Consider the following 13610-nt stretch of genomic DNA (forward strand, 5'->3'; position numbering starts at 1 on the left):
GCGAATGAGCGTAGCTTTTTTCTCAGGGGCTGAATCTTTCAAGCAGCAATGGCCCCTGATCTCAGATAAATTGGATCAAATTCTGGATGAGGGAAAGTTCACCAATGGTCCGGCAGTTCAAGAGCTGGAGCGGACACTTGAGGTTTTCACCGGGGCTAAGCATTGTGTTGCTGTCGGAAATGCGACCGATGCTCTAATCATCATGCTGCGAGCTGCGGGAATTGGAGCTGGTGATGAGGTGATTGTTCCTTGTTATTCTTTCTTCGCTTCCGCTTCCAGTATCGCCCATGTAGGCGCTACCCCGGTATTCTGCGATATTAATCCATCAACTTACATGATCGATGTGGAGCAGATCGAGGAGAGAATTACTTCACGCACCAAAGCCATCATGCCAGTTCACTTGTTCACGCATATGGCGGATATGAATGCAATCAACCGGATTGCTCACAAGCATAATCTGCTGGTGCTCGAAGACAGCGCTGAGGCCATCAGCATGTTCCATGAAGGACAGCATGCTGGGCTGATTGGCAATGCCGGTGTTATCTCTTTCTTCCCTACCAAAACTTTGGGAGCCATCGGGGATGCCGGATTGATCCTGACCAACGATGATTCGATTGCCCTTGAGGCAAGACGGCTCAGAATTCATGGGCAGGACGAAGGGACTCCGTATATTCATCATTCCGTGGGCTATAACAGCCGAATGGATGATATCCAGGCAGCTGTCCTGTTAACCCGACTACAATTCCTGCAGCGTGAAATAGCCCGCCGTGCTTATCTGGCTGCTAGCTATAATTCGATGTTGGCCGACATTCCACAGGTTAGCACGCCAATTGTGGAGAGTCGCGGTGATGAAGCCGCGAACGCTGTGTATTATGTGTATCTGATTGAAACCGAGAAGCGGGATGAGCTGGTAGGCTACCTGAACTCGCAGGGAATAGGAACTGAGGTGTACTATCCTCATCCGCTTCATCTCCAGCCTTGCTTCTCTCATTTGAATTATCAAGAAGGGGATATGCCTGCGGCCGAACGGGCTGCGCAAAGAGCAGTTGGACTGCCGCTATATCCGGATCTGACTGAAGAGCAAGTCAGTAAGGTATGCGGACAAATTCGTCATTTTTTTGAAAAGGAGGTGTAATGATGAAGATTCCTTTCTTCAATTACGCTGACAGGTATGCGGAAGATCGGGAGAAGATTAAGGAAATCGTGTATAACGTAGGCACCTCGGATAATTTCATTCTGAAGGAACGGGTGAATGAATTCGAGCAAGAGATTGGCAGATATACTGGTGCGAAGTATGTCATTGCCGTGGCCAATGGAACAACCGCGCTTACGATTCTGCTCAAAGCGATGGGCGTGGGGCCAGGGGTAGAGGTTCTGACTCCTGCTTTCTCATTCATCTCAACCGCAAGTTCGATTGCGCTGCTCGGCGGTACACCCGTATTCGTGGACGTAGATCCACATACGGGAATGATGGATCCGGATGATCTGAGAAGACGAATGACTTCAGCAAGCAGGGTAGTTATTCCAACGCACCTCTTCTCCGTGATGGCGGATATGAAAGCCATTAATGAAATTGCCAGAGAGCATAACCTGATTGTACTTGAAGATAGCGCCGTAGCTCTCGGAGGGCGTCAGAACGGCGCTATGGCAGGCCTACTCGGAGATGCCGGTCTGTACTCTTTCTTCCCGGCAAAGCCGCTGGGCGGAATTGGTGATGGAGCTGTAATCGTGACGGATAACGACGATTTTGGCCGAATCAGCCGCATGCTGCGTAACCATGGGCAGGACGGGATTACCCGCTTTTATCATCATATGCTCGGTTATAACAACCGGATGGACGAGACGGTCGCGGCTTATCTGTCGCACAAGCTCATGCGTTATGATAACTTGTTGAATCGGCGGCGCGAGATCGCGTTGAAGTATAACGAAGCCTTTGGCAGCTTGGCGCCAATGGTTCAGGTGGTTACGGAGGCTCACGACGAGAGAGTCTACTATACTTATGTGCTGCAGGCCGAGAAAAGAGATGAGCTGCGTTCGCATCTGCAGTCCCGTGGAATCGAGACGCAAATTTATTATCCAGCGGCGCTGCCTCTTCAGCCAGCATTTGCTTATTTGGGACATAAGCCGGGCGATTTCCCGAATGCGGAAGCCATTACAGGCAGATCACTGGCCCTCCCGTTATATGCTGAAATGCCGGATGAACACGTGCATGAAGTGATCCAGGCTGTATCCGAGTTCTATGCCGAGGTTAAGATACATGCCTAATCTGCAGGGGATCAAGCTATCGGGACTGAGTGATGAAGCCGGGCCGGAAATTGCGGAACAGATTGAAGCCCATAAGGAACTCGGCTGGAGTGAAATCGAAATTCGGACCGTAAAGGGACAAGCCTTGGGAGACTGGGATGACGCTTTGTTCAGTCAAGTGCGAAGCGAGATCCAGGCCGCGTCTTTGCAAGTTACTTCCGTAGCTTCTCGAATTGCAAATTGGGAGAGACCCATTACAGGTGATTTCGGGCAGGATCTGGAAGAACTGAGGAAGATCGCTGATCGCATGCATGATCTGGGAGCCAAATATGTACGGATCATGTCTTATCCCAATGACGGGCTGGATGAAGCTGAGTGGCGGACGCGTGTAATCGACCGCATTCACAGGTTAACGGAATTGGCCCGTGAGGCGGACATTGTTCTGCTGCATGAGAACTGCTCGGGCTGGGCCGGGACTGATCCGGAACGTGCGCTGCAGCTTGTAGAGGAAGTGAACAGTCCGCATTTACGGCTGCTGTTCGATACAGGAAATGGCATTGCCTATCGGTATGAGACCTTCGACTATTTGACCAGAGTCTGGCCTTATGTGGAGCATGTCCATATAAAGGACGGGATATTGCAGGAAGGTAAGGAGGTCTATACCTTTCCTGGTGAAGGTCATTCCAAAGTGAAAGAGTGTCTCATCTGGCTTCTAGAGCACGATTACAAAGGAATATTGTCCATTGAGCCTCATTTGCATCTGATTCCCCACCTCCGGCAAAATCAGCGTTCTGTGGGATTCAAAGATTCCTATATTGCTTACGGTCAGAAGCTGGAGAAGCTTCTGGAAGAAATTGAAGTCAGTGGAGAGAGGGTGAAGACAGAGGCATGAGTTCTCTATTTACGGATAAATATTCCGAATTATTGCTGAGGCTCCTTGAGACCAATACCATCTCACCCATGGAAACAGGGCTGACTTCCAGCTTGAGACAGGCACAATCGGACTATGCCGGATTCGCCTATGAACAGCTTGGATGTGAGATGCTGTATCACTGCTCACCGAATCCCAAAGTACTGGAAAGTGATGAGGTACCCCTCAGCGTGCGGGAACGTGCAGCTGAGATGGGTTCAGCCTTCTGGGATTCTCAGCCTAATCTAGTACTTAGATGGGGATCCAAGAGGCCGGCAGAGGATACGCTCATGTTCAATTTTCATATGGATACCGTAGATGGAAATGTCCCGGTCTCTTATGAAGGAGGCCGCTTCATCGGCCGGGGCGCGGTAGATATGAAGGGACCCGGCGTCGCTTTACTGGCAGGTATTGAGGCTGCTCTAAGGGATAATCCCTCCTGGACCGATGAGTGCACGCTGCTGCTTCAGTGTGTGTCCGGGGAAGAAGGTGGGGCCATGGGAGTATATGGAACAAAGCTTCTTGTTGATGAAGGTTACGTGGGCAGCTTGAACGTATTCGCAGAGCCCTCAGAAGGTGTCTTCTTCGATCGCTCCACAACGTCAATGACCGCTCGAATAGAGGTGCTAGGTGAGGATTCAACCGACGATGCACCGGAAGCTGGTCATAATGCAACTTTGCTGCTTGGGTATCTCGCTTCGCATATGCTAGCCAGACTGTCTGCTCCCATTGAGGCGGTAGGAGGGAAGATGTGCCTTGCCGGTATTCATACCGGCTCCATGCACAACAAGGTGTATGGAGCCGGTCGTCTGCTTATGAATTTTGCTTATCATTCAATTGAAGGCGGACAGCAAATACGTCATTTCGTTGAAGAAGTAATGGAGGATCTGCTAAGTGAGTTCTCACGACTTTATCGTGATATGCCACTGGCACGGCTCACAGCCAAGTCCGCAGATGAGATCTGCAAGCTGACCTGGGTGAAGCAGGGGCTTCCTGTTCTGAACAACCGGCATTCGCAGTGGGAGGAAAGTCTGAATGAAATGGGCTGGGTTCGTAACCCGGAGGACCAGCTTCATCAGGCATTCACCTGCGATGCCATGTGGGCTCAGCGCTCAGGGACTTACACCATTGTGTACGGACCCGGAGGTCTGGGAAGCCATAATGCTCACGCCGAAGGAGAATATATAACGCTTGAAGAGCTGGAACGCTATGCGGCTGATATTCGTGATTTGATGGCAGCTTTCTATGCCGAGCGAAGAAATATGAATCGATTGGAAGTGGTCAGTAGACATGGTTAACCAAGTTAATGTGAAGAAAGACCGTTTGCACGAGTTTGTTACTAATGTGTTCAAAGCCTGCGGAGTTGATCATGACAGCAGCCAAATGGCAGCGAGCGTGCTCTGTTATGCTGATGAGAATGGATTTGATACTCACGGGGTGACTAACCTGGAAAGGATTTATGTATCCCGGCTGCTGGATGGACGCGTGAATCCGTCTGCAGAGCAAAAAGTGATTGCAGAATCACCAGCTACAGCCGTTATTGATGCCAATCACGGACTGGGCTTGTCTGCTGGGGTTAGAGCCATGGAACTTGCCATTGAGAAGGCGAAGCAGACTGGGATCGGCTGTGTTGTGGTACGCAATTCCTCCCACTTCGGGAGTGCTGGATATTATACCGGACAAGCGCTGCAGGCAGGGATGATTGGTATGGCAATGACGAACCTGGGAACCCAGACCATTGCCAGACCGCTGAACGGAAAGGTGAACATGCTGGGCACCAATCCAATTGCAGTTAGTGCGCCTGCAGAGAAACTGCCTCCTTTTGTCCTGGACATGAGTACGACCGTTGTGGCAACAGGTAAGATCCGGACTGCCGAGCGTAGAGGCGAATCGATTCCGGAAGGTTGGCTTGTAGATGACAACGGTGAGCCTGTAACGGACCCAGCTGCTTATGATCAAGGTACAGGGCACCTGCAAATGCTCGGAGGTTCGCTGGCTACCGGGGGGGCGAAGGGCTACGGACTTGCCTTGATGGTAGACATTCTTTGTGGTGTCCTGTCAGGAGCAGATGTGGGTCCGGACCCTAGACTTCTTGAGCCAGAGCAAAGTGGAGCAGGACAGGAAGACCAGAACATCGGGCACTTCTTCCTCGCTATTCAGGTCGATGCTTTCCGTCCCAAGGAAGAATTCACTTCCCATATGGATCAAATGCTTCAGACTCTGCTGGATTGCCCACCGGTATCTTCAGACCGAAAGGTTGTATACCCAGGGTACCTTGAGGCTTCAGGCCGGCAGGCCACGGATGAGGTAGCGATTGATCAAAGTGTATTTGAACAGCTTGAACGCTTGGGAACTAAGCTGAATGTTGCTTCGTTGTCTTCTGGAGAAGAGGTTCACACAAGGTGAAATGTATCGAATCGGGAGGGATTTATTCATGAATCTTCGAGTAGGAATAATCGGAATGGGCGTCATTTCCAAGTTTTATGTTCACGCTTTGCAGCACAAACTGAGCAACCCAACGCTTATAGCTGTATGTGATTTAAGTGAAGAACGACTGAAGCCGTTCATGAATGACGGAATTCCATGTTACCAAGATTACAAAGAGATGCTGAAACGCGACGATATTGATGCAGTCATCATTAATGTGCCTAATGATAAGCATTACGAGATCTGCCGCGATGCCCTGCTCATGGGCAAGCATGTCTGCTGTGAGAAGCCGATGACCATGAATATGGAAGAAGCGGATGATCTGGTTCGCGTATCCATCGATTCTGGGCGGACCATGTTCACTGCTTTCCACCGCAGATATAATATCCACTTTGTTGAGGCGCTGAAGCAGCTTGAGCCAGATGATGAGATTGTTAAAGTTACCGCAAGTTACCTGGAGAAGATTGAAGAACATGCAGGGGATGACAAGTGGTATCTCCAGCCAGACCGCTGCGGCGGTGGATGTATCGCAGATAACGGCCCGAACGTTTATGATACGTTAGCATTTTTCCTAGGACATCTCGAAGTAGTCTCTGCGGATATTTCCCGCAATGAGCATGGGGTGGATATCGAAGCTCGGGTCGAGCTCGTAACTACTTCAGGCGTACCGGTATCTGTTCATTTGGACTGGGCTTATCCTAACGGTGAACAGAAGGACGTTATCATGTATCTGAAAAGCGGCCGCGTCATTGAGGCAGATATGCTGGCAGGGTTTACAGAATTCAAATCCTCGCTGTACCACGAGTATGAAGAGATTCTGCTTGATTTTGCAGCCAAGGCAGCCTCAGGTACATGTCATGGAGAAGATGGCAGAGACGCAGTTAGACTCGTACATGACACTTATCAAGTGGAGACCCTGAAAATATGAGTCAGCAGACTAAACGGGTCGTTCATGGTGCATTCGCAGCCCTGTTGTTCCATAGACAGGAAGAGCGCGGCATGCGTCTGATCGAGTTCGAAACGCGTTGTGTACAGCAAGGAGAAATCCATGAGATCGTAACAACCACGCATTCGGATAGCATTGCCGGGGATCTGATCAACCGGGTAGGTTTCCTTGGTTTCGCTGAAATGAAATGTGGGGGAGTCATTGGCCGTGGGGATCCTGTGGTCATTCATAACCAGGTGATTGGTCACGTTCTCGGCTTCGACGATTGTCATTTTCCGAACCATTATAATATTCTGATCTCCACGAAGGAGACTTGGACAGCGGAAGATCTGAATCTGGAAGTCGAAAGCTCTATCACTTTCGGGTCATTGAAGATCGAGGAATGAACACAAATAGTTACTTACACAGGAGGACGGCAATGTACACTCAAATTAAAATGAGCGCTGACGTAGAGCAGAACCTGGATGGGGTTAAAGTATATGGACTTCATCTTCAGCTTACTCCCAAGGAGGACGGATCTAACGCTGATTATAAGCCGGAGTGGGAGCAGATTCATGCGGCATGGCGCGGTAAAAGTAAAGCAGAAGTAGCCGCGGTCCCTATCATGGCGGCCTATCAAAGCTTTTATCAACAGATTGGCCTGAATCCCAAGAAATACCCGCCTTCTGTACAGAATCTAATCCAGCGCTTCTTCATCAAAGAGGAGCTGGATCGGCTTCCGCTTATTCATCCCATTGTGGATGCCGTAAATGTGGCGGCACTTCAGCATTTGATTCCACTTGGTGTCTTTGATGCCGAATGTGTAAGCGGGGATATTCATCTTACCTTTACCCGGGGCGGGGAGGCATTTCAGGGACTTGGGGAGGCCGAGCCGGAAGCTCTGCCCGAAGGACTGCTTGTGCTTGCAGATGAAGAGAAGGTTCTGTCTAGGTTCTGCTATCGAGACAGCGAGGTACAGAAGGTGACAGATGCGACTCGGCAAGTCTGGCTGCTCGGCTGCCAGGTTCCCGGTGTGGATGAATCGGCAGTCAAAGAATCCTTGTCAGCGGGTCTGGAATTGATTGGCCGGGCTTACCAATGTGACCTGGGGCCGATCCATGCAGGCTGAAAGGGGGGCCTTGAATGAATGTTAGCAGCAAGCAGCCTCACCTTTTCAAGCGCTACGACTTGGCCATCTGGATCCGGATATTCGGCAATGCGTTAAATGCGATGACAACCTTCATTATTCGGCCCTTTCTGGCAATTTATCTGTATGACAAACTGGGCGGTTCTCTTGTCAGCGCTATGCTTGTCATTGGACTTCAGCCCTTTGCAGGGATGTTAACCGGGATATTCGGAGGCGGTCTGAGTGACCGGTTCGGACGTAAGCCAGTGATGATTATAGCGCTGCTTATTCAGATCCTGGGTCTCGGCGCTTATACGCTAGCAGATAATGTGTGGGCATTCGCCGCGATCACAGCCATTATGGGAGTGGGATCCGCTCTTTTTAATCCGGCTGCGAACGCCATGATCTCTGACGTAGTTGATGCCAGGCAGCAGACTGAGGTGTTTGCCTTACTGCACACGGCTTCCAATGTCGGCGCGGCTTTCGGGCCTGTGATTGGGCTTCTGTTGTTCCAATGGGACAGCACATTAGTGTTCATTACAAATGCACTGATTCTGCTGGCTTATCTGCTGCTCGTGCTATGGAAAGTGCCTGAATCCGTTAACCGGATTCCAGATCAGGCGCAGACTGAGCCAGTGATACCTACATCAGGCCGCTGGTTGGATCATAAGGTTCTGTATGGAATTACTATACTGGCCATGCCTATAGGCATGATCTATGCCCTGGTAATATCTATTCTTCCTTTTCATTTATCTGATCACTTTACCCATTCTGCGGACATTCTGGCATCGCTAATGACCTTTAACGGAATAATGGTCATTGCCCTGCAGTTATGGGTAACCAAGAAGACCCAGCTTATGCTGGCTTATCGGGTCATCGGCGTGTCCTACGCCTTGTATGCGTTAGTAGCTTTTGGATATGGATGGTCACGCTATGTCGCGCTTCTGTTTGTGATTGAATTTATCTTTTCAATAGGTGAGATGCTGATTGGTCCGCAGCTGCAGAATGAGGTATCGACCATGGCCCCGGAAGGGAAAAGGGGTTTCTACTTCGCGATCTTCGGGCTGCATCTGCAGCTGCCGCTGGCCTTTGGTCCTGTACTTGGAGGACTCGTCTACACGGCATGGAACGGAACGATTATGTTCATGCTCCTGGGAATCTTGTTTATTCTTGCGGGAGCTGCCCAGGTTGTCCTGCTCAGGTGGCTAAGAAAGCAGAAACAGGCGGTCTTGAAGCTAGACACATCAAATTTAACCGTTAGAAATGAGGAAAGTTTCTCGACTTAACCCCATATACAAAAAGAGATCAAAAGTCAGATGGCGTTACGCTAATGAGGGGTGGGGAACCAGGATGAGAGACAGAGTTAAAGCTTACATTGCGATGGCTTTCGCTATGTTCACTGTCGGAAGTTCCATAGTAGTGGGCAAATGGGTAACGTTGATATTTCCTGTGTTTCTCGCTTCTCTATTAAGATTTGGACTTGCATCGATGCTGCTGATCTTAATTCTTCTGATTGTTGAGGGCTTACCCAAGATAACGGGCAGAGAGCTTCTTCTCTTACTATTGCAATCACTAACCGGGATTGTCTTGTTCAATATTTGCCTGCTGTATGGCCTTAGATGGACTCCAGCTGTTGAGGGAGGAATTATTACCAGCACCACGCCACTTGTCATCTCTGTGCTGTCGGTAATCTTGTTCAAAGATAAAATCCCGATGAGGGCTTGGTCAGGTGTGCTTCTTGCTGTCAACGGAATAGTGATCATTCGACTGCTGGATGCTCCCTCATCTTCAGATGAATCCGGAGGATTCTCATGGCCAGGTTATGCACTGCTAGGTATAGCGGTAATCAGTGAAGCACTATTTACACTCATTGGGAAAAAATTGTCCGGCAGACTCTCCCCACTAGCTATAACAACCTACGTAACCATTTGGGGATTTGTTCTGTTTCTACCGGCAGGTCTCTATCAGGCAGCATCATTTAATTTTAGCCTTCCTTCCACTCGGGATTGGCTTTGCCTAATTTATTTGGCTGTCGTCGTAACCGTAATAGGCTTCGCTCTTTGGTATTACGGCGTATCGGCAGTATCCACGAGCACTTCCGCTTCTTTTACAGGAATTATTGCCGTATCTTCGCTTGTTCTCTCAAGCCTTCTGCTGCATGAACCGATGGGCTGGAATCATCTGATCGGCATGGCTGTAGTGATTGGTGCTGTCATTCTATCTGCCCGGTCAGAGAGACAACCGAAGCTCGCCTATCAAGACCATGAGAAATGGAAGACTAACTAATCAGATAAACGGAGGTCTCTATATGAAGGAAGGCAAAGTGATCGTTGTAATTCACCGCTTCGGGGACTATATTTTTGGTGGTTTTGTTAACTACGCAAGTGTCATTGATCACAGCTTGAATCGGGTAGTGTATCTGGTCAATGCCAGGGGACATCAGGATATAAGTGAATATAGAGATCAGGCAGCAGGCGTTCATGAGCTGTCTGATATCGAGGATTATCCGGCGCTGGAAGCCGCGATGCAGAGTACAGTGGAGGAGTATGGCCACGTTGATCTATTATTTGCGATGTCTGAATTTGATCAGATTAATGCGGCGAAGCTGAGAACCCAGTTTAACATTCCGGGCACTTCAGCAGAGAAGATCGCCTTATATCGCGATAAAATTGTCATGAAGGAGCGGATCCAGAGCGACGGACTGCGGATTCCAAAGTTCCTGGACTACCAAACCTCAGCAGAGGCCATATCCTTTGCAGAAGAAACCGGTTATCCGGTTATTCTTAAGCCGAAGCTCGGTGCTGCGAGTCAGGGTGTGAGTAAAGCCCATAACCGTGCAGAGCTGGAAGAGATTCTCGCAGCTATCGAAGCAGCAGATGAAACGGAGAGCTTTCAATGTGAAGAGTTCGTTACCGGTCCGATATTCCATATCGACGGGCTGGTTCAGCATGGCGAATTGCAATTTATAGCCATCTCCCAATATGTGAACGGATGCTTCGCCTTTTCCCAGGGACTGCCTAACGGTTCATTTATTGTAACGGACAGGCTCCCTCTGAAAAATCGGCTGACGAGCTTTACGGAAGAGGTTCTGAAGTCCCTCGAGCTTTCCAATGGATGCTTCCATCTGGAGGTTATTGACCGGAACGGGCAGGAAGCCGTGTTCCTTGAGATCGGTGCACGCATGGGCGGGGCGGAGACACCGTTCCTCACACTGGAACTCTATGGGGTAAATCTGTGTGAAGAATGGATCCGAATCGAACTGGGGACCTTCGAGAAATTAACGATTCCCGAGACGGGTATCCATGGCGGCCTGCTGCAGTTCCCAGAACCTCCGTGTGTCCCAGCGGAAGTTGTTCACGTGACAAGCATCAAAGACTTGATTCCGGAGATTTTCCATGAACAAATTCCACAACCAGGGGAAATCATGGACGGAAAAGGTTCCTATTACCATATCAGCGGCAGATATATGTTCCGGGGGAACAGTGAAGCCGAGGTTGAAGCTGCGATTCATAAAGCCATTGAACTCTTTCATATTGAGGCCAAGCCTTTAGAAGCTTCGGCAGTATAAAATCATCTGAAAAGCGATCATTCGTCCAGGATCATATCCCACAATGGAGGAGAGACCCTCATATGAAAAACATTTTGCTTGTCAGTGACCTGGGTGGCTTTCCACCATCCCTGGAATCATTGGCGAAAATCGCCAACGTGTATGTATATATTCCGCGCCCCAGCGCGGTGACCCGCCGATATATGGCATCAATTCATCGGTATGCAGCGGGAGTCGTGAAGGAAAGCACCGCATATACTGCCGGTGGGTATGAACATCCCGAATGGGTGACGTTCACCGGAGCTGAAGCCTATACGCTTTCAGAGGATGAAGTTGTGGACCAAATCATCCGCTATGCTCGTATGTTCAAGGCGGATGCCATTATGTTCGGCGGCGCAGAGAACATGGTTCTGTCCGTGGCGAAGGCTGCAGAAGCCTTGGGGCTTCGTTCTGCAGGCGTGGAAGCCGCAAGACTAGCGCGCAATAAGTACATTATGAGGGATAAGTTTCGCAGTGCAGGGGTTCCGTCTCCAGATTTCCGTGCGATTCATTCAGAAGGAGATATGCTCACCGCAGTAAGAGAGCTGGGTTATCCTTTAGTCCTCAAGCCAACTTATTTGGCCTGCTCCATTGGGGTGACTCTGCTGGATGGGTCTCGAAGCCCGGTAGAAGTGTTCCGTGAAGTTCAGCGTGATATTCAGGAGAACACGGGAGATTCGCTGCTGTTCAGCGAAGAATGCTTGTTCCTGGTAGAACAGTATATGGAAGGCTGCAATGCCGACTGGTATGCAGATGAGCTGTACGCGGACTATGTCTCCGTAGAGGGAATGATGGTGAATGGGGTATACCATCCGGTAGCCATTACGGATAAGACTCCTATGCTTTCCTCGTTTACAGAGACTTCCCATATAGTTCCAAGTGTATTGGATCATGACGCGCAGAATATCATTGTTGAAGCTTGCCGTAAAGCCAATGAAAGCCTTGGCCTTCAGAATTGCCCGACTCATACAGAGGTTAAGCTGATGAAGAACAGGCAGGTAGGAATCATAGAGACCGCTGCACGTTTTGGTGGGTGGAATATCATTCCACAGATTAATGATGTGTTTGGAATCGATATGACACAAGCCTGGGCTGAAGTTCTACTCCATGGCAGCTCGCAGAGCCTGCCGAATCAGCTGCTGCAAGCCTCGAATAAAGCGCGCTGTAATATGCGTATTTATTTGGAGGACAATCCATTGGATTCATCTCTTCAATATCTGTATTCCGGCTATGATAAGCTGGATCATTTGTTGAGTGAAGGAACCCGGATTCATACGGAGACCGAAATTCCAAAAGGAACGCTTGTAAGCAGCAATCCTCATCTGAATGCGATGAGTTTTGTGTCCACTCTGGATCTTGAAGGTACGCACCCGAGGGCTTTGGCACAGACAGTATCCAATATCCGAAATGGAGTCCGGCTGCAGGTCACTGAACTGGAAGGCCAGAAGACAGAAGTCAGCGTATAGAATTCATGAATTAGACCCGTGACAATAACTGGATGCGATTTTATCAAAAGTCGCGTCCGGTTTTTTTGTTATTTCAATCTTTGCCAGAGACCCTCACTAAAGAGACAACATGTGGTACAATTTTCCTGTGAGTCATAAGGAACTTACTCCCAGGAGTACCTTGTGATGGAAGAGGAGGGTATAGTTGTTGAGCGTGTCAAGGTACATAAAGCTAATAGGGTTGATCGTGGGCGTGATAAGTTTGAATATTATCGTGCTCTCACCGGGATTCATCGGGCTAGAGATGGGAGAGAGCGCGTTAACTACAGCTCTTGGCGTAACTTTGCTGGTTGGAAGTGCTATGGGACTTTTGTATGGGAGCTATATTCTGCTGTTCAAACAGCCAGCTGTGAGAACTGCTAAACCTATCAAAACACACGAAGATTATGTTCTGGCTTTAAGTCATTTCCGCCGCGTTAAACCCTTGCAAGCCGATATAACCCTAGCGTTAGAGCAGATGGAACGAATTAGGAAGAAGAGAGATACGTTATTTCATGTGTTGGCACAGAGATTTGATCAAGAGGAGTTAAGTTACAAGAAGTTTGCCTCTGTGACGAACGAAGTAGAAAAGCTATTCTATCTTAACGTCCGAAGTATACTGAACAGACTTCATGTATTTGATGAGTCAGAATTTGAGCGGGTAATGAGCTCGAAGCCAGTCAAGCTCTCCCCGGAGCTTCTTCAGGAGAGGACCATGGTCTACCAAGAATTCATGGTCTTCATGCAGGAGTCGCTGGAGACGAATGAAGAGATACTTCTTAAGCTGGATAAGCTTCTGCTTGAAATATCGCGCCTGGATAGTATTGATTTTGGGGAGATCGAGAATATGCCTTGTATGCAGGAAATTGATTCATTAATTAAGCAGACTAAATATTATAAACAATGAG

The 13610-nt window shown here is 49.1% G+C and carries 13 protein-coding genes; all 13 read left to right on the forward strand.

The window, feature by feature from the left end; all coding sequences use genetic code 11:
- Positions 1 to 4 precede the first annotated feature (4 nt).
- Positions 5 to 1135, forward strand: a complete 1131-nt coding sequence (locus EJP77_RS01395) for a DegT/DnrJ/EryC1/StrS family aminotransferase (RefSeq protein WP_127197402.1) — start codon at positions 5 to 7, stop codon at positions 1133 to 1135.
- The gene (locus EJP77_RS01400; protein ID WP_246021609.1) at positions 1135 to 2265 is read left to right on the forward strand and encodes a DegT/DnrJ/EryC1/StrS family aminotransferase; all 1131 of its coding nucleotides are present in this window, start codon (positions 1135 to 1137) and stop codon (positions 2263 to 2265) included. Before EJP77_RS01395 ends, EJP77_RS01400 begins: the two co-directional genes overlap by 1 nt.
- Positions 2258 to 3136 (forward strand): sugar phosphate isomerase/epimerase family protein, encoded by an 879-nt coding sequence (locus EJP77_RS01405; RefSeq protein WP_127197403.1) that lies wholly within the window; start codon positions 2258 to 2260, stop codon positions 3134 to 3136. Before EJP77_RS01400 ends, EJP77_RS01405 begins: the two co-directional genes overlap by 8 nt.
- A complete protein-coding gene (locus EJP77_RS01410; RefSeq protein WP_127197404.1) occupies positions 3133 to 4452 on the forward strand; it encodes a M20/M25/M40 family metallo-hydrolase in 1320 nt (439 codons plus the stop codon). Before EJP77_RS01405 ends, EJP77_RS01410 begins: the two co-directional genes overlap by 4 nt.
- Positions 4445 to 5560, forward strand: coding sequence for an Ldh family oxidoreductase (locus EJP77_RS01415; RefSeq protein ID WP_127197405.1), 1116 nt, complete (start codon positions 4445 to 4447; stop codon positions 5558 to 5560). The genes EJP77_RS01410 and EJP77_RS01415 overlap by 8 nt, the downstream gene beginning before the upstream one ends.
- A 28-nt stretch (positions 5561 to 5588) precedes the next feature.
- Complete coding sequence (locus EJP77_RS01420; protein WP_127197406.1) at positions 5589 to 6509, forward strand: Gfo/Idh/MocA family protein; 921 nt, start codon at positions 5589 to 5591, stop codon at positions 6507 to 6509.
- Positions 6506 to 6913, forward strand: a complete 408-nt coding sequence (locus tag EJP77_RS01425) for a DUF6917 domain-containing protein (RefSeq protein WP_127197407.1) — start codon at positions 6506 to 6508, stop codon at positions 6911 to 6913. The genes EJP77_RS01420 and EJP77_RS01425 overlap by 4 nt, the downstream gene beginning before the upstream one ends.
- Before the next feature lie 32 nt (positions 6914 to 6945).
- Entirely contained in the window at positions 6946 to 7635 is a 690-nt protein-coding gene (locus EJP77_RS01430; protein ID WP_185897095.1) for a B3/B4 domain-containing protein, read from the forward strand.
- Positions 7636 to 7649: 14 nt separating this feature from the next.
- Positions 7650 to 8918, forward strand: a complete 1269-nt coding sequence (locus EJP77_RS01435; RefSeq protein WP_127197409.1) for an MDR family MFS transporter — start codon at positions 7650 to 7652, stop codon at positions 8916 to 8918.
- A 64-nt stretch (positions 8919 to 8982) separates the two neighbouring features.
- Entirely contained in the window at positions 8983 to 9918 is a 936-nt protein-coding gene (locus EJP77_RS01440; RefSeq protein ID WP_127197410.1) for a DMT family transporter, read from the forward strand.
- Between the two features lie 22 nt (positions 9919 to 9940).
- Positions 9941 to 11200: an ATP-grasp domain-containing protein gene (locus tag EJP77_RS01445; RefSeq protein WP_185897097.1), complete on the forward strand. Its 1260-nt coding sequence runs from the start codon at positions 9941 to 9943 to the stop codon at positions 11198 to 11200.
- 62 nt (positions 11201 to 11262) lie between these two features.
- Positions 11263 to 12684 (forward strand): ATP-grasp domain-containing protein, encoded by a 1422-nt coding sequence (locus EJP77_RS01450; RefSeq protein ID WP_127197412.1) that lies wholly within the window; start codon positions 11263 to 11265, stop codon positions 12682 to 12684.
- Between the two features lie 193 nt (positions 12685 to 12877).
- On the forward strand, positions 12878 to 13609 hold the full coding sequence (locus EJP77_RS01455) for a hypothetical protein (RefSeq protein WP_342772985.1): 732 nt from the start codon (positions 12878 to 12880) through the stop codon (positions 13607 to 13609).
- The last annotated feature ends 1 nt before the right edge of the window (position 13610 follow it).

Origin of the sequence: Paenibacillus zeisoli (assembly GCF_003994465.1) — a bacterium.
In the GTDB taxonomy this organism is placed as follows: Bacteria; Bacillota; Bacilli; order Paenibacillales; family Paenibacillaceae; genus Fontibacillus; species Fontibacillus zeisoli.